21 protein-coding genes are annotated in these 21,621 nt (G+C 37.4%); 13 read left to right on the forward strand and 8 right to left on the reverse strand.

Features of this window, described 5'->3' with window-relative positions; genetic code table 11:
• Nucleotides 1-13 precede the first annotated feature (13 nt).
• Entirely contained in the window at nucleotides 14-856 is an 843-nt protein-coding gene (locus M2408_RS21915; RefSeq protein WP_259186634.1) for a cyanophycinase, read from the forward strand.
• Here M2408_RS21915 and ytxJ read toward each other — a convergent pair whose 3' ends face one another.
• The 5 genes from ytxJ to M2408_RS21940 all read right to left on the reverse strand — a co-directional run bounded on the left by ytxJ (nucleotide 857) and on the right by M2408_RS21940 (nucleotide 5,326).
• Entirely contained in the window at nucleotides 857-1,186 is a 330-nt protein-coding gene (gene ytxJ / locus M2408_RS21920; protein ID WP_223584325.1) for a bacillithiol system redox-active protein YtxJ, read from the reverse strand. It abuts the gene before it with no gap.
• Between the two features lie 5 nt (nucleotides 1,187-1,191).
• Entirely contained in the window at nucleotides 1,192-1,932 is a 741-nt protein-coding gene (locus M2408_RS21925; RefSeq protein WP_259186636.1) for a hypothetical protein, read from the reverse strand.
• A 147-nt stretch (nucleotides 1,933-2,079) separates the two neighbouring features.
• Nucleotides 2,080-2,568, reverse strand: coding sequence for a 6,7-dimethyl-8-ribityllumazine synthase (gene ribH / locus M2408_RS21930; protein ID WP_259186637.1), 489 nt, complete (start codon nucleotides 2,566-2,568; stop codon nucleotides 2,080-2,082).
• Nucleotides 2,569-2,651: 83 nt separating this feature from the next.
• The gene (locus M2408_RS21935) at nucleotides 2,652-3,323 is read right to left on the reverse strand and encodes a tetratricopeptide repeat protein (protein ID WP_120261859.1); all 672 of its coding nucleotides are present in this window, start codon (nucleotides 3,321-3,323) and stop codon (nucleotides 2,652-2,654) included.
• Between the two features lie 77 nt (nucleotides 3,324-3,400).
• The gene (locus M2408_RS21940) at nucleotides 3,401-5,326 is read right to left on the reverse strand and encodes a nucleoside-diphosphate sugar epimerase/dehydratase (RefSeq protein WP_259186956.1); all 1,926 of its coding nucleotides are present in this window, start codon (nucleotides 5,324-5,326) and stop codon (nucleotides 3,401-3,403) included.
• Nucleotides 5,327-5,550: 224 nt separating this feature from the next.
• Between M2408_RS21940 and M2408_RS21945 the strand changes: the two genes are divergently transcribed.
• Together M2408_RS21945 and M2408_RS21950 are read left to right on the forward strand one after the other, a co-directional pair.
• Nucleotides 5,551-6,762 (forward strand): alanine dehydrogenase, encoded by a 1,212-nt coding sequence (locus M2408_RS21945; protein ID WP_259186638.1) that lies wholly within the window; start codon nucleotides 5,551-5,553, stop codon nucleotides 6,760-6,762.
• A 25-nt stretch (nucleotides 6,763-6,787) separates the two neighbouring features.
• Nucleotides 6,788-7,639, forward strand: coding sequence for an alpha/beta hydrolase (locus tag M2408_RS21950; protein ID WP_259186639.1), 852 nt, complete (start codon nucleotides 6,788-6,790; stop codon nucleotides 7,637-7,639).
• Here the strand turns inward: M2408_RS21950 and M2408_RS21955 are convergent.
• From M2408_RS21955 to M2408_RS21965, 3 genes are read right to left on the reverse strand one after another with little or no spacing between them, the layout of a single operon-like run.
• On the reverse strand, nucleotides 7,636-8,679 hold the full coding sequence (locus M2408_RS21955) for an ABC transporter ATP-binding protein (RefSeq protein ID WP_259186642.1): 1,044 nt from the start codon (nucleotides 8,677-8,679) through the stop codon (nucleotides 7,636-7,638). The genes M2408_RS21950 and M2408_RS21955 overlap by 4 nt on opposite strands.
• 23 nt (nucleotides 8,680-8,702) lie before the next feature.
• A complete protein-coding gene (tsaE, locus tag M2408_RS21960; protein ID WP_259186644.1) occupies nucleotides 8,703-9,113 on the reverse strand; it encodes a tRNA (adenosine(37)-N6)-threonylcarbamoyltransferase complex ATPase subunit type 1 TsaE in 411 nt (136 codons plus the stop codon).
• A 12-nt stretch (nucleotides 9,114-9,125) separates the two neighbouring features.
• On the reverse strand, nucleotides 9,126-10,679 hold the full coding sequence (locus tag M2408_RS21965) for a bifunctional response regulator/alkaline phosphatase family protein (protein ID WP_120261853.1): 1,554 nt from the start codon (nucleotides 10,677-10,679) through the stop codon (nucleotides 9,126-9,128).
• Nucleotides 10,680-10,939: 260 nt separating this feature from the next.
• Between M2408_RS21965 and M2408_RS21970 the strand changes: the two genes are divergently transcribed.
• The 10 genes from M2408_RS21970 to M2408_RS22015 all read left to right on the forward strand — a co-directional run bounded on the left by M2408_RS21970 (nucleotide 10,940) and on the right by M2408_RS22015 (nucleotide 21,596).
• Nucleotides 10,940-12,190: an HD domain-containing protein gene (locus tag M2408_RS21970; protein WP_259186646.1), complete on the forward strand. Its 1,251-nt coding sequence runs from the start codon at nucleotides 10,940-10,942 to the stop codon at nucleotides 12,188-12,190.
• A gap of 33 nt (nucleotides 12,191-12,223) precedes the next feature.
• The gene (lpxD, locus tag M2408_RS21975) at nucleotides 12,224-13,264 is read left to right on the forward strand and encodes a UDP-3-O-(3-hydroxymyristoyl)glucosamine N-acyltransferase (protein WP_259186647.1); all 1,041 of its coding nucleotides are present in this window, start codon (nucleotides 12,224-12,226) and stop codon (nucleotides 13,262-13,264) included.
• A 143-nt stretch (nucleotides 13,265-13,407) separates the two neighbouring features.
• Nucleotides 13,408-14,808, forward strand: a complete 1,401-nt coding sequence (locus M2408_RS21980) for a bifunctional UDP-3-O-[3-hydroxymyristoyl] N-acetylglucosamine deacetylase/3-hydroxyacyl-ACP dehydratase (protein ID WP_259186648.1) — start codon at nucleotides 13,408-13,410, stop codon at nucleotides 14,806-14,808.
• A 10-nt stretch (nucleotides 14,809-14,818) separates the two neighbouring features.
• Entirely contained in the window at nucleotides 14,819-15,607 is a 789-nt protein-coding gene (lpxA, locus tag M2408_RS21985; RefSeq protein WP_075990789.1) for an acyl-ACP--UDP-N-acetylglucosamine O-acyltransferase, read from the forward strand.
• A gap of 23 nt (nucleotides 15,608-15,630) precedes the next feature.
• On the forward strand, nucleotides 15,631-16,254 hold the full coding sequence (locus tag M2408_RS21990; protein WP_259186662.1) for an ATP-binding cassette domain-containing protein: 624 nt from the start codon (nucleotides 15,631-15,633) through the stop codon (nucleotides 16,252-16,254).
• 84 nt (nucleotides 16,255-16,338) lie between these two features.
• Entirely contained in the window at nucleotides 16,339-16,899 is a 561-nt protein-coding gene (gene efp, locus M2408_RS21995; RefSeq protein WP_120261848.1) for an elongation factor P, read from the forward strand.
• A 168-nt stretch (nucleotides 16,900-17,067) separates the two neighbouring features.
• A complete protein-coding gene (locus M2408_RS22000; protein ID WP_259186667.1) occupies nucleotides 17,068-17,667 on the forward strand; it encodes a 5-formyltetrahydrofolate cyclo-ligase in 600 nt (199 codons plus the stop codon).
• 151 nt (nucleotides 17,668-17,818) lie between these two features.
• The gene (locus M2408_RS22005) at nucleotides 17,819-19,561 is read left to right on the forward strand and encodes a tetratricopeptide repeat protein (protein WP_259186668.1); all 1,743 of its coding nucleotides are present in this window, start codon (nucleotides 17,819-17,821) and stop codon (nucleotides 19,559-19,561) included.
• Nucleotides 19,562-19,687: 126 nt separating this feature from the next.
• Nucleotides 19,688-20,440 carry a hypothetical protein gene (locus M2408_RS22010; RefSeq protein WP_259186669.1) on the forward strand — a complete coding sequence of 251 codons (753 nt, stop codon included), beginning with the start codon at nucleotides 19,688-19,690 and terminating at the stop codon, nucleotides 20,438-20,440.
• Nucleotides 20,441-21,428: 988 nt separating this feature from the next.
• Nucleotides 21,429-21,596 (forward strand): hypothetical protein, encoded by a 168-nt coding sequence (locus tag M2408_RS22015; protein WP_259186671.1) that lies wholly within the window; start codon nucleotides 21,429-21,431, stop codon nucleotides 21,594-21,596.
• Nucleotides 21,597-21,621 lie beyond the last annotated feature (25 nt).

Raw genomic sequence — 21,621 nt, forward strand, 5'->3', positions numbered from 1 at the left:
AAGGGAAGCTGTTATGAAAAAGTTGTTGTGTATTATCGCGGTAATCGTTTTGTGTTCTTTCACCAGTCAGAAATCACGAATTTCACCTAAAGGAACATTGTTTGTCATTGGTGGTGGACATAAAGATGAACATCTGATGGAAGCTTTGGTCGAAGCAGCGCAGCTTTCACCAAAAGATTACATAATGATCTTACCGATGGCTTCCACTGTCCCCGATGAGTCTGTAGAGGGGATGGTACATCAATTAAAGGAAGTGACAAAAAATAAGATCACCAGTATTAATTTTTCGAAATCGGATGCTGAAGATCGAAAGCTAGTTGATTCGGTACGCCATGCAAAACTGATTTATATTACTGGAGGAGATCAAAATCGTTTTATGTCGATCGTAGTGCATACAGCATTGTTCGATGCTATTCATGCAGCTTATCAGCAAGGTGCATGTATAGCGGGTACAAGCGCTGGTGCGGCTATTATGAGCGAGACAATGATAACAGGTAATCAATTAAAAGATTCGGTCTATCGACCTACCTTCAATAGACTGGAACATCAAAATTTAGAGACAGCCAAAGGTCTGGGATTGATAAAATCTGCGATTATAGATCAGCATTTTGTAAAGAGAAGTCGATATAATCGACTTTTTACTGCCTTAGCGGAGTTTCCTGACAAGACCTGTATCGGGATTGATGAGGGAACTGCTATCATAGTTCGACAGAATACTGTAAAAGTGGTTGGGGAATCCCAAGTCATCGTTGCCAGAAATCCACGTGGATTAAAGAAAAAATCCAATGGAATGATCACTTGGGATAATCTTACATTGAGTGCCTATGATGAAGGCAAAATATTTAAAATCAAATAATTACAGGTATTTTTCAATTTCGTCAAATTGAATATCCCCATGTGAAGCATCGTAAAGGCTATTTTTGCCTTCGACAATCAGTATCTGTGGTGATTGATGTTCGATATTCCATCGTTGAGCAATTTCATTCGAAAGTGCCCGGTAGCGCAACAGGTCTAAAAGATAAATAGAATAGTCCTGATCGACAGTGTTTGACATCCGTTCCAAACTGCGTTTTGCCATGTTACTGATACCACAGGTTGTACTGTGTTTGAATATGGCGGACACCTTATCCGATTGATAAAGTTCCTGTAATTGTTCTTCTGTATTTAATTCTATCCAATTAATCATAATAGCTATAATTCTTTAAATTTCTTTTGCTCGACTTGTACAAATGAAGATATCGAAGAGAATACACAGGTTCTCTTGTCGTTGCTTGCAGCGCTAAATAAACTAGGTAGACGTATTCCATCACCTATTTCTTTGTATTTGCTTACCTCATAACTGATTTTTTCTGTTTTATCAGTGTATTCATAACGCGTAATCTCACCCGTATTTTGATCGATATAGATTAAACCGTCTAGCTTCGAGCCGAGAATCGGACCTGATGAGGTAATACTTGCAACTGTTAATTTTTGCCCACCAATAAATCGTTCCTCCTGATTTTTAACCTGCACACTTCTTTGCTCTATCAGCGTTGGTAGCAAGAGCAGATTTAGATCCGCAAAAAGTTGATTTTTTATGGATTTCTTTATTTCTTGGCCGTCAGTAGATAGATTGCCCGCAATAAAAAGCTTATCTGTGCTGCTTCCTTTAAAATTGAATAAATAGGTTACCTGATCAGATCCGCTAAATCCATCGAATCTACATTCTCCTGTTGTACGGTTAAAGAGGAATTTACGTTCTTCATTGGATAACTCTTCCGTTACTGTATTACCCTTTGCAGAAAAAGCGAGATACTGTAAAGAATCCCATTTACCTTGGCCACCAATACTGCGCCAAATTTGCTTATTCAGGCTATCATCTTGAGCAGATAAATGCCCGAGAGAAAGGAATGATAGCATAAATACGAAGAGTATGTTCGATAATGTTTTCATAATCATATCTAAAAAATAAAAATCGATTAATAAGATATTATCATACTTTATTAATCGATTTATTTAAAATAAAAGTACTTGTGCGTTTTTGTATTTTGGCCCAGAATACTTTTTCATGATTAAATAATAGACAAAATTGATACCAAACTAGAATTTTTTAGCAATGGCAGCCATTTGTATTGCTGTAATAGCAGCTTCTTCACCCTTATTGCCATGTTTACCACCGGCACGGTCCAAAGCTTGTTGAACGTTATCTGTAGTAAGTACACCAAAGATAACCGGTTTGTTATACTTCAGTGCTACGTTTGAAACGCCATTGGCTACCGCATGACAAATAAAATCGAAATGGCGGGTTTCTCCTTGGATTACACAACCCAGACAGATAACAGCATCAAAGCTTTGATTTCTCAATGCCAGATCCGCTCCAGAGGTCAGTTCGAAGCTTCCTGGAACCTCGATAACTTCGATATTGCCTTCTTTTGCACCATGTTTTTCTAAACCTGAGATAGCACCGTTCAATAGTGCACCAGTAATTTCTGCATTCCACTGTGCAACTACAATTGCAAATTTGAATGGACTCGCATCCGCAACTTGGATATGCGAAAAGTCTGATAGATTTTTAATGCTACTTGCCATAATAAATGCAAAGATAGTGATTTTAGATGGTCACAAAAAAAGAGGCTATCAAATAGCCTCTTTTTTTGTGTATTTATGATTTCTTATAAATGTGCTTGTACTCTACCCAATAGACCATCGATAGTAGAAGCTTCTTGGCTTTCTGGAAAATCTGTTTTGATTTTTTTGTAAGCTGTTTCAGCACTTTTGTAGTCATTTTGTGCCTCATAAACAAGGCCTAATTTTTTTAGGAATAATGGAGTTGTGTATGAGTTACTCGATTTTTCAGAAGCTTGTTTGTAATAATCAGCCGCTTTTTTATAGTCTTTTAGCTCTGAATAAGCATCTCCTGTCAAACCAATAACTAGTGGGTCTAAGATTTGACTTCCTGTAGGGGAATATTTTTCTAATGCTTTTACAGCATCATCAAATTTACCTTGGCGTAAGTAAAGACCTCCTAAATATGCATTCGCAATATTGGCAGATTTTGTGTTTGAATATTCGTCTGCAATTTGCTTGAAACCAAGGAATGCACCATCTCCTGAAATCGCTTTATTCTGTAAAGAATCAATTGTAACAAGCTGCTCGGCTTTATACATACGATTCGATGCTTCCTCTGCTCTTGGTTGCAAGTAAAGTTTTTCGTATCCAAAGTACAGCAAAATCAATACAACGATACCACCTAAAATAAACGCAACGCTTTTTTGGTTATCTTGAAAAAAAGATCCTTTTGAAGGTTTCAAACCTTGATTTGTATTATTTGTATTTTTAGACATTACTAATCAGTAAAATATGGTTGCAAAAATACACTTTTCGAGCAAATTTGCAAGTGTTTTACAAATTTTAAAGTGAATTAACTTTTGTTTTCGGACTCATTTGATAATTCGATTTCTTTATCCAGTTGTTCATAGATCGAATTTTTACTTTTAAATTCTGGAACAATGAGCTTCATTTGATAGACGACCTCATTTTTATTTTGAGTAGCTAACTGCTGTTCTAATTCCGCTAGTTTCAGACTTACAATGTTATAATTATTTTCACGGACCTTGGCGATCATAATTTTCTCATGATGGGTTGGAAGGGTGTTTTCTAGATCGTTTAAGAGTTCTTCATATAATTTTTCGCCTGGTCTTAGACCGGTGAATTTTATTTCGATATCTTCATTTGGTTTGAATCCGGAAAGACGTATCATCTTCTTGGCCAGCTCAACGATCTTCACTGATTTACCCATGTCAAAGACGAATATTTCTCCACCCTGACCCATTGCACCAGCTTCAAGAACAAGCCGACAGGCTTCGGGGATAGTCATAAAATAACGTGTAATCTCGGGGTGAGTTACTGTAACAGGACCTCCTTTTTGGATCTGATCTCTAAATCTAGGAATAACAGAACCATTTGAGCCTAGAACATTGCCAAACCGCGTGGTAATGAATTTGGTGTTGACGTCTCCATTCGATAAGCTTTCCAGATGATTGTTTAGGGCCTGTACATATATTTCGGCAATTCGTTTTGTTGCCCCCATAATATTTGTTGGATTAACAGCCTTGTCTGTAGAAACGAAAACGAATTTTTCGACCTGAAATTCCACCGCCAGATCAGCTAGGTTTTTGGTTCCCATAACATTGGTTTGTACAGCTTCAAGTGGATGGTTTTCCATCATCGGTACGTGTTTATAAGCTGCCGCATGATATACATAATGTGGTTTGAATGTTTCAAAGAGTAAACGCATTCTTTTTGTACTTCTGACATCTGCTATATAGGTGTGGTATACCTGATTTGGAAATTCGTCCTGTAAATCCAGTTGTAAATTGTGCAATGGGGATTCCGCCTGATCACAGAGAATAATCATTTGAGGTTCATATTTACCCAATTGTGAGGCTATTTCGCTCCCTATTGATCCAGCGGCACCGGTGACAAGGATCCTTTTACCCTTGGTTTGGTTTAGGATATGATCGTCATTGATTTTGATTGGATCCCGCTCTAATAGATCTTCAATTTTTATTTTCTGGATCTGATTGGGGTTAAGATCCCCATTCATAATTTTTTTAACAGGAGGAAGTGTTAAAATACTTACATGTCGTTCTAAAGCAATATCCGTGATTTCGTTTTTGCGCTCTGAAGGAATATTGTGTGATGCAATAATGACCTCTTCAACATTCAAGGTATTGATCAGATGATTGAACTTTTTGGATGAATAAATTTTTGTACCATCAATTACTTTGTTGATCTTCTGGTCATTATCATCTAAAAAGCCAATTATAGCGTTTTTCGATCGCACATCATGATCTAATGTTCTTTTTACGGCTATACCGAGATCACCTGCGCCATAAATCAAGGTTTTCTTTCTGGTGCCATTGACCTTCTTTGTATAGAGAAAGAAAATTTTAATAATAGTTCGATATACGGTTAATATTAAAAACGAGAAGAGTGCAAAGAAGATGATCAATGCTGTCGGAATGTTCCGTTCAATTTCATTTGCTTGAATAATCAGTTTGATGACTAGAAGCATGAATACACTAAATATTATGGTGGATAATATCCGGATGGAGTCAATCGCGCTTGTATAACGAATTATCCCAGTATACATCTTGAATAAGTAAAATGATAGGGAACAGACGCTTATAAATAGAATATATCTTATGCTGAAATCTATATCAAGGAGAAAGTCGAAATTAAAATCGTAATAAATAACGTTTGCAAGGAGATAGGCGACAGAGACACTGAAAATATCCAATAAGAAAATGATCCATCTGGGTACTATACTGATTTTACTTAGCATGGTATTATATCTGATTAATTTAGACAAATGTAGATAATTTTGTTTCATTCCCATGGTCTTTGTTTGGATTAATCTTTTGCGCTATTTAATGGCTACAGGGCGTTGATGGGAGCGCTATGTAGCTTGTAGATCATCAACTAAGGATGTGAGCAGTTTGCCAATTTTATCTTCGTTTGATTAGATTGATTATTTATTGTAATTTTAACTAAAGTCAATTTAATAAAATGAATGAGTTAGGGAAGCTTGCGAGTCAGGCCATGATTTCTCCGAAAGAAATGCTTTTTGAGAAGAAAAAGAATGGAAAAAGTCTTTTTATTGGGATCCCAAAGGAGACCTCACTTCAGGAAAAGCGTATATGTCTGACACCCTTGGCGGTAGCATTACTTGTCGAAAATGGGCATGAGGTATTGATTGAGACTGGAGCCGGAGCCGGAGCAAATTTTTTGGATCACCATTATAGTGAACAAGGAGCTCGGATCGTGTCATCCAGAGAAGAAATATATCAAGCAGATTTGATTATTAAAGTTGGTAGTCCTACCGTCTCGGAGGTTAAATTGATGAAAGAAAGGCAATTACTCTTGTCTTCCCAACAGCCTTCCTTAATGAATGTTGAGGTGTTAAAGGCGCTGATGCATAAGAAGATTACCGCGATCTCTTATGAATATCTGCGGGATGAAGGGGGGTGTTTAGCTGTGGTGCGGGCGATGAGCGAAATTGTCGGGGCGACGGCGACTTTGATCGCTGGAGAATATTTAAGTAATGCTTTTGGTGGAAAGGGACTTATGCTAGGTGGTGTTACAGGAGTAGCTTCTACAGAGGTCGTTATTATTGGCGCAGGGACAGTCGGGGAACAGGCTGCACGAACAGCCTTGGCGCTGGGTGCACAGGTAAAAGTATTTGACAATTCAATTTATAAACTCCGCCGTTTACAAAACAACCTTGGCAGTCTTGTATTCACTTCGGTTATTCAACCAATTATTCTCAATAAAGCAGTAATAAGTTCAGATGTCGTTATTGGTGCATTGCGCGCGCGCAATGGCCGCTCTGCTTGTGTGATTTCTGAAGAAACGGTTTCAAAGATGAAACCGAACTCGGTTGTAATAGATGTCAGTATCGATCAAGGTGGGAATTTTGAGACATCGGAAGTAACGTCACATGATAAACCTGTTTTTCGGAAATTTGATGTCATTCACTATTGTGTTCCCAATATCGCTTCTCGGGTCGCTCGTACAGCAACCTATGCAATGAGTAATATTTTCACCTCCATCTTGTTGGACTTCGCCGAGTTGGGCGGATTGAAAAATGCAATTTGGAAAAGCCCGGGGATAAGGAGTTCAATCTATCTGTACCAAGGTAATCTAACCAATGCCGATATGGCTTCCCGATTTAATATGACGGCAAAAGATTTGGACTTATTGGTAGTTTCTTCACTGTAACCGACACCTCATATTAATAATACAAATGAAAAAAATTCTTATGATCTTATGCTCTTTGGTTTCGCCTGCAAAGGCTCAGGAAGTTATAAATCTTTACCCGGATACTATTCCGAATGTAACTGATAAAGATCAGGTTCTTTTAGAAAAAAATATACCCAAATTATTTGTTTATACTCCAGCTGAAAGTGCGGCCAAAAATATTGCCGTACTTGTGATCCCTGGGGGTGGATACGCACATATTGCAATGGATCATGAAGGGCATGCAGTCGCTAATGAACTCGTAAGAAATGGATATTCGGCTTATGTATTACAATATAGATTACCTTCACCCAATATCATGCGGGATAAGAGTATTGGGCCGCTTCAAGATGCTCAGCGGGCAGTCCAATTGATTCGCGCTTCCAACCCACAAATAAAAAAAGTTGGTGTTATAGGCTTTTCGGCGGGAGGGCATTTGGCATCAACCTTGGTGACAAAATTTAAGAAAGAATATATTTCCAATCCGTCACATGTGTCACTTCGACCGGACTTTGCAGGACTAATATATCCAGTTATTTCTATGCAGAATGATGTGACGCATAAAGGTTCTAAAATCAATCTGATTGGAGAAAATCCACCCGAAGAACTTGTTCACTTATTCTCTTCAGATTTACAGGTTTCTCCGGAGGTCTGTCCTGTTTTTTTTGTGCATGCCAAAGATGACAAATCTGTTCCGATTGAAAACAGCTACCGAATGATGGCAGCATTGGATAAGGTGCATGTCCCCAATACGCTCTATGTGTTTGAACAAGGTGGCCACGGCTTTGGATTGATCAACAAAACTTCAGAAAAAAAATGGTTTGATTCATTTCTATCCTGGGTATCCACCTTGAATTAATCGAAAGGAATCCAATTGGAAATTGTTAATTCAACTGCTTGATTTTTCTGAGGGATTAGCTGTGAAATGGTTGTGCAATGCAGGTCAACCACATTATTTGAAACAACGATTTCATAATAGAAGCCTCTAAATTTAGTGTCTTTTACAAAGAAAGGTGATTCTTCGGCGAGCGTAATAGAGATCCATTCTTGATGAATTGCAATAGGCTTTTCGCTTGTTATGCCTAAATTTTCTGCTTGTTGGGGATTTAGGATATTACTTTTTGCCAACAATTGTGCTGTATAAGGGTGTGAAGGTTGGCTATACAATAGATGTGGATTATTTTGATCTAATATTTTCCCTGATTTCATGACAATAAGGTTGTCCGCCAGAGCGAGTACCTCAGTGGGATCATGCGAAACCAAAATTATCGTAAGACCTGTTTCCTTCACAATATCTTTGATGTCCTGTTGCAAGGTGTCTCGAAAAGATGCGTCAACTTGATTAAACGGTTCATCCATTAACAATACTTCAGGTTCATTGATCAATGCGCGGCAGATGGCAACACGCTGTTTTTCTCCGCCACTGATATCTGCAACTCGTTTTTTTGCCAAATGATCTATACGTAAGCGTTGTAAAATCTCTGCGGTCTTATCCTGTTTACGTTTGATATCCGTATTAGGTAACTGTGAAGCAACATTATCCCATACATTCGCATAGGTATTTAAATCGTCGAATCCTTGCGAAACGAGTTTCATGGCATCATGCCCGGGTATTAGCTTGTCTTTGCGTGTGGGAACTTGCCAGCCTTTATACCGTACGACACCGTCTGTAGGCTCTAACAAGCCATATATTAATTTAAGTAGGGTACTTTTTCCACTTCCTGACTCACCGATTATAGCTGTTATTTTTCCCCCTTCAATATCAAAAGAAGCATTTTCAACAGCAAACTGTACATTGTTTTCATGAAATGAGAAACTTAAATGTTCAGCGTGAATAGCTGCTAACCCTGGTACGTGGATATCTGAAGGAATATATTGACAAGATGATGAATGAGCCATAATGGAATATGATAAAAGATAGATTAACGGATAGATATTTTTCGGGTAGCAGCGTCAATGATGCTGATATTTATTTCTTTTGCTTCTTCGGGCAGCAAATTTGGTATTTTTTCAGGCCACTCAATAAAACAGTATGCTCCCGAATAAAAATATTCCTCGTAACCAAAGTCAAATGCCTCCTGTTCATCTTTAATCCGATAAAAATCAAAATGATAGATTGGCCCGTTATCAGAATCATATTCATTAACAATCGAGAAGGTAGGACTCGACGTGCTATCTTTTACACCTAATTGTTCACACAAATATTTTATAAAGGTTGTTTTTCCTGCCCCCATTGGGCCATATAACAGAAAAATTCGATCCTTTGGAAACCTGTTCAAAAGAGTTTGGGCTGCAACAGAAAGATCTGCCGTTGTATTTACGATAATTTCCATGTTGCAAAATTACTATTTCGGCAAGTATGTCGCAAAGGGGATGATCATTTCTTCCAATGATATTCCTCCATGTTGGAATGTTCCGTTAAAGTAATTAACAAATTGATTGTAATTGTTTGGATAAACAAAGTAGGAATCCTCTTTGGCGAATACATAGGTTGAGCTAACATGAAGTTTGGGTAACTGTGCATCATGGGGATTCTTTATCGTAAATACATCTTTTTCAATGTAGTTTAGATTTTTCCCTTGTTTATAGCGGAGGTTCGTATTTGTATTTCTATCTCCAACGATTTTGCTCGGTTTTTTTACCCGAATCGTCCCATGGTCCGTTGTGATAATAACACGTACTTTTTTCTGTGAAAGCCATTTAAGAGTCTCTAAAAGAGGTGAGTGCTCAAACCAGGATAAGGTAAGCGAGCGATAAGCTGCTTCATCATTCGCCAGTTCACGGATCATGGAGCTGTCCGTTCGTGCATGGGATAGCATATCAACGAAGTTGTAGACCAGGACATTGAGCTGATTATGCATCAAGTTTCCTAAATTATCTAAAACGTCCTTGCCTTGTTCAAGTGTTAAAACTTTAGTGTAAGAATGTTTTATCGGTTTACGATATAATCTTTTGACCTGATCATCTAGAAATTTGTCTTCGTATAAGTTCTTGCCACCTTCATCCTCGTCATTTTGCCATAACTTCGGAAACCGTTTTTCCATTTCCAATGGTGTTAAGCCGCTGAAGATGGCATTCCTGGCATATTGAGTTGCTGTTGGGAGGATGCTGAAATAGTTGATCTCTTCTTCCAGTCTAAAATAATCAGTAATCACCTCGTTGATGATTTTCCATTGATCAAAACGCAAATTGTCTATCAGGACGAAGAAGGTCGAGATTTCATCCTCAAGTACCGGAAATACTTTCTTTTTAAACAACTGATGGGATAAAATAGGTGCATTTTCTGGACGATTGATCCAATTGATATAGTTATTTTCTACAAACTTTGAAAATTGCATGTTTGCTTCTGACTTTTGCATGGTCAGGATTTCATGCATGTTGTTGTCATCGAGTTTTTCAAGTGATAATTCCCAGTAAACAAGTTTTTTATATACTTCTGACCATTGATTAAAATCCAGATCGTCATTTAATATCATACCTAAATTGCGGAAATCTTGCTGGTAGGCCATGGAAGTTTTCTCATTGACAATACGTTTATTCTCAGTGAGTTTTTTTATTGTCATCAAAATCTGCTTGGGATTTACAGGTTTGATTAAATAGTCATCTATTTTAGATCCGATGGCATCTTCCATGACATGTTCCTCTTCATTTTTGGTGACGAGTACGATAGGAACTGTAGGATTAATGGATTTGATGATCGCGAGTGTTTCGAGCCCAGTTAGCCCTGGCATGTTTTCATCCAGAAATATTAAGTGAAAAAAACCATTTTTAAAGGCTTCAACCGCATCATTTCCATTGTTGACTGTGTCAACTTTATACCCCTTACTTTCTAAAAACAAAATATGAGGTTTTAGAAAGTCAATTTCGTCATCAGCCCAGAGAATATGTGTTTTTTGCATCTTGTTATATATGTCTACTATAAGAGAGGTTGATATGTTACTCAAATTGTAACAAAAGAAAATACCTCGGTCATTGAATGGATTTCAATATCGTGCTAACATAAGCAAATATCGTGCTTTAGATTTATTTTTAACATTTCTTAACGATGAACTAACTATCTTTGTTTTAAGTTTATATTAGTGATAACCATAAGTTTGTGTTTTACATAAGTGGGTTTTCTATTTAATATGTTGAAAAGTAGCATTAATTTATCGCCGCATTGAATAAAAATAAAATCATCAATGATCCTGTATACGGGTTTGTTGCCATTCCTACGGGGTTGGTCTTTGACCTTGTACAACATCCCTATTTTCAGCGACTTCGTTATGTTAAACAGGTGAGTATGACTCATTTGGTGTACCCAGGGGCGTTACACACACGATTTCAGCATGCTATAGGCGCGATGCATCTGATGTCGATGGCGCTGGAGACGCTTCGGAGTAAAGGGGTAGAGATCTCTGAAAAGGAAGAAGAAGCTGTCTTAGCCGCAATTTTGCTTCACGATATTGGTCACGGTCCCTTTTCCCATTCATTGGAACATAGTTTGATTGCAGGCGTTTCGCATGAATTGCTTTCCTCTTTGTTGATGGATCGGATGAACCAGGATTTGGGTGGGAGATTAAGTATCGCGATTGATATCTTTAATAATAAATACACTCGAAAATTTCTCCATCAGCTTGTCTCCAGCCAATTGGATGTAGACCGGATGGATTATCTGAATAGAGACAGCTTTTTTACTGGCGTTTCTGAAGGAGTAATTTCATTTGACCGCATTATTAAGATGTTGAATGTAGTCAATGACGAGATTGTAGTTGAATACAAAGGGCTTTATTCTGTGGAAAAATTTATTATTGCGCGGAGACTGATGTATTGGCAAGTGTATTTACATAAAACAGTTATAGGGGCGGAGCAATTATTGATTAAAATTTTACAAAGAGCAAAATATTTAACGGCATCTGGAGTAGCACTCTTTTCTACCCCAGCATTCCATTGGTTTTTGAGTCAGGAGATTGACCGAACAAATTTTATGGCTGACCCGTTGCATTTGGACTGGTTTACTCGTTTAGATGATACGGATATTATGTCAGCGATAAAAACATGGGAGTTGCATGAGGACAAGATTTTGAGTAAAATGTGTCAGCGAATAATGAAAAGAGACCTGTATCGTTCAGTTATGAGCAATAAACCCTTTTCCCCAGATTATATCGAACTGGTAAAAACCAAAGTAAAGGAGTCCTTGGGTGTAAAGGAAGAGGATATTCATTATTATGTGTTTACACAGGAAATTCATAATCGCGCATATAACCCTTCCAATGATCAAATCAAGATATTATTGAAGTCGGGAGAGCTTATTGATATTACTGAAGCGTCGGATCTTGGAAATTTAGAAGCATTGTCAAAAAATGTGTCCAAATATGCATTATGTTATCCGAAAGAGGTAGGATATATTGCAATTCCTTCCATCGGATAGTTATTTTTTAATAAAAAAACATAGATTTGTACCATGCAATTTACTGCTCAACAAATAGGGACATTATTAGAAGGAAGGATTGAAGGGAATCCTGAAGTTACTGTAGGTAACCTTGCCAAAATTGAGGAAGGTAAAAAAGGCGATCTTTCTTTTTTGTCAAATCCAAAATACGAGCATTTTATTTATACTACTGATGCATCAATAGTCATTGTGAATGAAGATTTGCAATTGATGCAGGCGACTAAACCCACACTGACGATTATTCGTGTTAAGAATGCCTATGCGGCCTTCTCTACCATATTGAATATGTATAATGAGTTTCGTCTTGACAAAAATGGACGTGAAGAACCTTGTTTTATACACCCTGAGGCAACGATAGGAGCTGGGGGGTACATTGGAGCGTTTGCGTATATTGGTAAAGGAGTTACGATCGGCGATAATGTGAAGATTTATCCACAGGTTTTTATAGGGGATAAAGTTACGATTGATGATAATACGACCCTTTATCCAGGAGTAAAGATTTACCATGATTGCAAGGTAGGTAAGAACGTTGTTGTTCATTCAGGTGTCGTTATTGGCTCTGATGGTTTCGGTTTTGCCCCTCAAGAAGACGGTTCTTATAAGAAGGTTCCACAAATAGGTTATGTTCAAATAGAGGACAATGTCGAGATTGGCGCAAATACTGTGATCGATAGAGCTACGATGGGAGCGACTATTGTGCGTGATGGTGTCAAATTGGATAATTTGATTCAAATTGCACATAACGTTGATATTGGTAAAAATACAGTAATTGCTGCGCAGACAGGTATTTCTGGAAGCTCAAAAATTGGAGAGCGCGTGGTGTTAGGAGGACAGGTTGGTGTCGTAGGCCATATTGTCGTAGCTAAAGGCTCCCAAATACAAGCTCAATCGGGTGTTAATCGGTCAATTAAAGACGAAGGAAAAAAATGGGGTGGCACACCGGTGATGCCGTACCAGCCTCAGTTACGCTCAAATGTTATATTTGCGCGCCTTCCTGAGCTAGAGAAACGCATCCAAGAGCTAGAAAAATTAATAGAATCAAAGTTAAAATAATCTTTTTTCATTGAAATAAACCGTTATTTAATTGTAATGAAGCTATCATGAGCAGTCCAGCTTGCTGCTATTTCGATATAAATATTATAATCTCATGATGGTTTTGTCAAAAGAAGTTTTGATTTAAAAATATGTTATTAGAAATGAATGTGAAACAGAGAACCATCAAAAACGAGGTTGAAATTTCGGGGGTAGGTCTTCATACAGGAAAAATTGTATCGATGACGATCAAACCAGCTCCGGAAAATCACTGGTTTAAGTTCAGACGTGTAGATTTAGATGGTCAACCTGAGGTTTTGGTTGATGCAGATAATGTTACAGACACTTCCAGAGGAACCACTATTTCTCAAAATGGAGCAAGTGTCAGTACAATCGAACATTTAATGGCATCATTAATTGGTCTTCAAATCGACAATGTTCTGATTGATATTGATGGTCCTGAGATTCCAATATTGGATGGGAGTTCAGCAATTTTTGTAAAATTGCTGGAAGAAGCGGGGTTTGAAGAACAAGATGCGGACAGAGATTATTATGAGATCTCCAGTAATATTCATTATGCAGAGCCAGAACGTAAAGTTGAGATCCTAGGAATGCCCATGGATGATTATCGTTTGACTTGTATGATTGATTTCAATTCACCTGTTTTGGGTAGTCAACATGCTGCTATTACTTCTATTGAAGATTTTAAAGCAGAAATAGCTTCTTCACGTACGTTTTGTTTTCTACACGAATTGGAGATGTTAGTTGACCACGGACTCATCAAGGGAGGAGATCTAAGCAATGCAATTGTTATTGTTGATAAAGAAACTTCTCCTGAGGAATTGCAGAAACTTGCGCATCTTTTTCATAACGATACAGTTGCCGTTGCAAAAGAAGGTATTCTGAATAATATTCAGTTGCGTCATCAGAACGAGCCAGCCCGACATAAACTGCTGGATATGGTTGGTGATTTGGCACTTGTAGGTAGACCTCTGAAAGGCCATATTATGGCTGCTCGTCCGGGACATGCTGCAAATGTTGCCTTTGCAAAGAAAATCAAAGAGCAGATTAAGAAAGATAAAACACGTAAAAAAATAAAAGTTTACGATCCAAATATGCCCGCGTTGTATGATACTGTGGAGATTATGAAAATCCTTCCGCATCGTCAGCCAATGCTCATGGTCGATAAGATTTTAGAATTAACTGAGACACATGTTGTGGGTTTAAAGAATGTAACCATGAATGAAGACTTATTTATGGGACATTTTCCTGGAGCTCCATTATTTCCGGGGGTATTGCAAGTTGAGGCAATGGCGCAGACTGGTGGTATCTTGGTTCTAAAGACTGTTCCAGATCCTGAAAACTGGCTAACATTATTTCTCAAAATTGAAAATGCACGTTTTAAAGCACAAGTAACCCCAGGGGATTGTGTTATTTTTAGATGTGATCTCATGGAACCGATCCGGAGAGGTATCGCTAAAATGAAAGGTGTGGCCATGGTGGGAGAGAAAATAGTCTGTGAGGCAGAACTTATGGCACAGATCGTAAGAGTAAATAACAACTAAAGAAGTATAGATGATACAGCCATTAGCTTATATTCATCCAGAAGCAAAGATTGCTAAAAATGTGGTCATTGAACCATTTGTAACCATTTACAAGGACGTTGTCATTGGAGAAGGTACTTGGATTGGTTCAAATGTGACCATTATGGATGGAGCTCGAATTGGAAAGAACTGTAAGATATATCCCGGTGCCGTGATTTCTGGTGAACCTCAAGACTTAAAATTTGATGGCGAGATTACAACAGCAGAAATTGGAGATAATACAACGATTCGTGAATGTGTAACAATCAATAGAGGAACGAAGGACCGTTATAAAACTGTCATCGGTAAAAACTGTTTGATTCAAGCTTACAGCCACGTCGCACACGATTGTGAAGTGGGAGATAATTGTGTTTTTTCGAATAACAGTACCCTTGCGGGACATATCACAGTCGGGGATTATGTTGTTTTAGCAGGAATGGTTGCAGTACATCAATTTGTGAAAATTGGTTCGCATGCATTCGTCACAGGAGGTTCTTTGGTACGTAAAGATATTCCACCGTTTGTAAAAGCAGCCCGTGAGCCTATTTCATATGCCGGAATTAATTCTGTAGGATTGCGGAGAAGAGGTTTTTCGGAAGAGCAGATAGCTGAAATTCAAAACCTTTACCGTATTCTATTTGTTCAGAACCGAAATTTAGCTAAAGCAATAGAAATTATTGAAGCTGAATATCAGGCAACAGAGATCCGTGATGAAATTTTGGATTTCATTCGGAACTCCGGAAGAGGTATCATGAAAGGATTCAACAATAGAGCGATGTAATCGCATTACCGATTTTTATAGCTTTGGAAATAACATTAAAGGATATTGGTCGAAGATATAACAGTGAATGGATTTTCAGGCATATTAACTATCGTTTTGAATCCGGAAAGAGCTATGCTGTCCTTGGACAGAATGGTTCTGGAAAATCCACCTTGTTGAAGGTTCTTTCTGGCAGCCTGTCATCTTCTGAAGGTGAATTGGTTTATACGAATGGAGAGAGCATCATTGGTATCGATCAGGTTTACCAACAACTGTCTATCGCTGCACCATATATAGAATTGATCGAAGAGTTTACCTTGCGTGAGCTGTTCGATTTTCATTTTCAATTTAAAAGTTATCTTCAGGGTTTTGATAAAGAGCTTGTTTTAAATTTGTTAGGGTTGGAAAGTGCTCTGGACAAAGAAATAAGGCATTTTTCATCGGGGATGCGCCAACGGGTTAAACTTGTATTGGCATGCTGCTCTAGTTCAAATTTAGTATTGTTGGACGAACCAACAAGTAATCTGGATCGTGCAGGAGAGGAATGGTATCTGAATTTAATAGCGCGTACCAAGCTCGATTTTAGATTGTTTATTATCTGTTCAAATCAAAAAAAAGAATACGAATTTTGTGACGAAACAATTTCTATTGTCGACTTCAAAAAGTAGCGAATGAAATTTTAATAAAACAATTAGTTTTTGTATTTTTGACGACTCAATAATGAGATAACCGTTTAAAGTTCAATTCAAAGAATGGCTAAGGCATCAGAGGTAAAATCAGGAAATATTTTAAGATTTAATGGAGAGTTAGTCTCTGTAGAAGAATATATACACCGTACACCAGGTAATTTGCGTGCTTTTTATCAAGCAAGAATGCGTAACGTGAAGACTGGGAAATTAGTTGAATATCGTTTTAGAGTTGATGAGAGTGTGGAGATTGCGCGTGTTGAAACGAGTGACTACCAATACCTATATGAAGATGGCGAATTTTTCGTCGTGATGGACAATAATACATACGAGCAATTCAATATTCCTAAGTTTTTATTTGGTGATTCAGCGCGTTTCCTGAAAGAAGGAATGACTGTCATTATTGCTTTTGAAAGTGATGAGCCTATTATGGCAGAAGCACCTAAAAGTGTTGAATTGGAAATTACATATACGGAGCCAGCAGTGAAGGGAGATACGTCTACAAATGCGTTGAAAAAAGCTACTGTAGAAACAGGAGTAGAGATCATGGTACCTTTATTCATTAATCAGGGAGAGAAAGTCAGAGTCGATACGCAAACAGGCAACTATATCGAACGCGTAAAGTAATATAAGAATTTAGGTTTAGGTTGATTATTCGGTCTTGATAGCGCTCGCTACAAGGCCGTTTTTTTTTGCTTGGTTCTGCCTATTTAAAATCTTATTATCGAAGATTGAGCAATCCATTTACTGGATGCGTGTTATCTGAATGATGGAATAAAAAAATTATCTTTAAGCATGAAATCTAAAAAGGAATTAAGACAGGAGTTTAAGATGAAAAGATGCCAACTTTCCAAGGTGGATGAGGAAAGTCTTAACCATGAATTACTGTTACAATTTCAAAAAATAGCGCTAACAAAAGTTAGCTATATGCATGTTTTTCTTCCGATTCAAAAATACCATGAACCCGATACTTATCCGATCATAAATTATGTGAGGGAATTTTTTCCGAAGATCATCTTGGTTATATCCCGCTCAAACTTTTCGGACTATTCTATGCAGCACTATATTTTTGATCATCAGACGGTTTTTGAGACGAATGAATGGGGAATTCCGGAGCCTGTTTCAGGAGTAGAGGTATCCCCATCAGTTATCGATTTTATTCTAGTTCCTTTATTGGCGTTTGATGTTGATGGTCATCGAGTAGGTTATGGAAAAGGATTTTATGATCGGTTTTTTGCACTTTGTGCGTTAGAAACCCAACGTGTAGGATTATCTTTTTTTGATCCAATCGGACGAATCGCTGATCGAAATGAACACGATGTTGTATTGACTAAAGCGATTACACCAAATCACATTTATAGTTTTAGTTCCCATGGGCATGATACCTCATTCTAGCGATATTTAAGATATTCGGGAATCTCCGTTTAATGATTTATTTTAGGGGATCCGTGTATTTCTCTTTTTATCTGTGTGTTGATTTTAGTGTATGCTGATTTAATTAAAATTATTTTTTATTTTTAGTGAGAAATTCGACCTCTATGCCGGTATGCTGAGATTTTTTATTATACTATTTTTTATAACGATAATTCCCGGTCGTGCTGTTTTTGGAATGGATTTGATGGATTCCAATTCTTCGGCGGAAGAGAAGAATTTTTATGAAACAATTATCCAGGAATCACAGAAGTATCAGACTTCTAGTTCGGCGTTGAGCACATACCTAACCCCATATTTCAACCAGGCCATTCGGAAAAATGACAATGCATTGCTCGCAATTTATTATTGTTTGTTAGCGGATCAATCTTTTGATAGCGAAGGTGGAAGAAATAGCTTTAGTGACAAATACTATCTAAAGGCCCTCGATCTGGAAAAGGAGTATAATTATCAGAATGTCAAAGCGTGGGTAAAGGTGATGTATGGTTTTTATCTGTATAGATGTCTAAAAGCTTCGGAGGCACTTCCTCTACTATTAGAGGGTGAAAAGGGCTTAGAGGATATACCAAAGGATCTCGTGTTAGATCTGACACATACTTACAAAAAGCTTGGCTATTTTTTCGGCACTTTGGGCGACTATAGAACGGGAATTAAGTATTTGGAGCTGGGCCAGCGGCAAGAAGGCATCTCTCCAAAACTGAAAGCCGAGATCTTAGATAACCTCGGCTTATTGACTTTAAAAAGTGGTGGAGATACGGCGCAGGCGATGAAAAATTTTGAGATTGCCCAAAATCTGGCGCTTTCTGAGAAGGATTCTCTTCGCTATGCCAAAACCTTGGGCAATCAAGCACGGATCTATGAGGGAATGAAAGATTATCAAAAAGCATTGTCACTTTTAGATAAAGATCTGGAAATCTCGAAATCTCTGGGTAATAATAAAAATACCATTTTCGCTTTAATGATGCGGATTCATTTGTGTATTTCTATGGGGGCAAACCAAGAAGTCCGTCAAATGATCAAGCAGACCGAACATCTATTGGAAGGAGCTGATGACAAAAAAACAATACTGGAGCTGGAAGGACATAAGTTGAATCTTGCTATTCAAAATGGTGACTTGAAGCAAGAACTAAATGCACGCCGGCGTATTGAACAACTTCAGGATTCATTGCGATTTCTGGATGGTGACCCCGTTTTGTCGCAACTGAAATTTATGGCTGACAAGCAAAAATATGCTGACAAGCTATCATTGGCTCAGGCGCTTATCAAAAAGAAACGTGCTGAAACGAGATTGTGGGTGATATTGAGTTTGTTTGTATTGGTGCTATTCTTTTTTATCTATAATGCATTTCGATACCGTTCACGTAAGCGTATGCGGGAATATGAATATCAGTTGTTGAATCTCAAGTACACCAAAGCCGAGCTGGACAAGGAATTGATGAGTTCCAAAAGTCAACTGGAGGAGTATATGGTATATCTCAAGCGTAATAATGAACAGATAGATCTTCTTTCTTCGATGCTTGATGAAATGGGGGAGACAAGTGTCAAAGATCGGGATGAGCTTAAAACACTTTTGCAGTCCCATCTTATAACGGATGAGAAATGGCAGGAATTTAAGCTTTTGCTTGCTAGGGAGTTTCCAAACTTATTGCACGATATTCAGGCTAAATTTTCAGATATTACCGAATCTAATCTGAGGGTGATTGTGCTTATGAAAATGGGCTTAAATAATAGAGAGGTTGCCAATGTTTTGGGCGTTACTCCTGATGCAATCAAAAAATCAATGCAACGTTTGAAAAAGAAACTTGGTGGACAAGCCGGAATATTGATGGAATATATTTCTGATAAAGAGTTTGTTTAGAAGGTGATAATTTTTGGATCATTTGAATACCATATCTAGGTAAACCACACTACACACAATTGCCAAAATATAGATTTAGGAATACATCCTGACGGCAATAATGAAGGAACTAAAAGATGTATCTGAATGTCAGGAGAGAAAATTATTTTCACGAATTCCCGAGATAATATTAAAAATATACTACAAGTAAAAAGGTCGATTTCAACAAAAGTTATGCCCAATAACAATCCCAATAATGATGGTAGAAATGGGAAAAAATACCGAATGTTAATGAATAGGATATTACTTTTCAATTTATTTTTCTTATTAAGCTGTAGTGAGAAAAGTAATTCAAAAATGGAGAAAGAAACTACTTTAATTCGGGATACAATTGAGAGCAAAATTAACACACAACCTGATCTAAGTGTCAACAGTTTAAAATTGTTAGATGAGAGTTCAGTGCGAAATATTACATCGAAGAAATTACTTGCAAGAGATTTTATTCGAGCACATCCAGCAGTAGTGTTTTTAAGCAATGACAATACTCAATACCTTATTGCAAGTCAATATGAAGGTGATATTGCTAATTATTTTAGTTTATTTGAGGTAGGATATTTACGAGATCAACCGGGGCTTGATTCTGTTGGGGTTAGGATCCAATATAATGATTTTATATCTGATTCGGGATTGAAATTGGGCATGGAATTAAATCAGCTTATAGAATTGAAAGGTAAGAGATATAAGGAATATTCTGAACATGGCATAAAAGTCCTCTCATATACAATTGTTAATCGAGACAGCCCTCTTATAGGAGAAAGTGGACTTCCGCTTTATTTTATGAGTGTATCATTAAAAAATAATAAGGTATTTAAAATTATATTTGGTTTTGAATATCCGTAATTATTAAAACCAAGCAATATATATAATTGCGGGGCTAGATTATACGATACAGAGATCGGTAGATAAGACATACTGGATTCGCTGGTGTCAGTTTATATTAGTAATGGGCAAGTAATTAATCATGTTGTACCGAAAAAATGAAAAAGATTTCAACCATTGAATGTAATAACTTTACATATCATTTAACTGAAGAAGTATCCATGTACTTATATTCATGGCTGAATAACTATCTTATGAAAAATAAGATTAAAGAAAGTGGTAAAAGTGTTTTTATCGTTGATGATAATTTGGACAAGCTGATTGAAGAGGTTCGGTCTTCACTTCAAATTCTTCTTAAATCTGGGTATGAAGAACCTGCATTGGGTGAAATACAAAAATATTCAACAAGATATGAAAAAATTTTATTAGACAATATTGTCTACCAAGTAAATTATAGGACGTCCTCATTTGGTCATTCAGCCTATTCGATAAATTGTATTTTAAACGATTTGATAGTTTCCGCTAGTAATAGGTCATCTGTTAAGTTGTATTAAAACTATAATAAATAATCAGACAAGTAGTAAAATACAGTTTGCAAAGGTAATTTGGAAAATTGTCTTTGTGTAGAAACTATTTTTGAGGAGACTGTCACTAAAAGACAGTCTCCTCATTTGTAGAGAATAAGACGGGAAACTAAATCGATAAAAAGGAAGATTTTCTTGAGCGAGTCTAATGGTGACCTTCGGCCGTTAGCGTCCTTTGCGGGGGACCAAATTAAGACCAAGTTATTACCAACTTTGGATTGTAAGCAGATTGAGTGTACAGTGAGTCCACGTTGAGTCCACCTTTTAATGTACTTACACTGTGTCTATATGTTTTTTACAAGTCGGGAGGGCTGCGAGCTTGGGGCGAACTTGTCCCTAAGTTATTTACAAGAAATGGCAAGGAAAATTGCAAGACTTGCAATTATCATTTAGCATGAATTTGGGATTACCCAAAAATCAGCTAGATGCTTGATAAAGGGGAGGGAGTATCTTTAGATACGGAAATCAATAGAAATGGCCCCCGACGAAAACCATTGGAGCCAGATCGAAAACACATGGGCGCTGTCCGTGTTCGCTTGCGCTTAGGAAGAGTTCGCGAGCACTACCGAAGAGCTTCTGTTCTCCTTTCATGAAGTTACCTGCTGCGCTGATGATATT

This window comes from Sphingobacterium sp. BIGb0165, assembly GCF_024810095.1.
Lineage (GTDB): Bacteria > Bacteroidota > Bacteroidia > Sphingobacteriales > Sphingobacteriaceae > Sphingobacterium > Sphingobacterium detergens.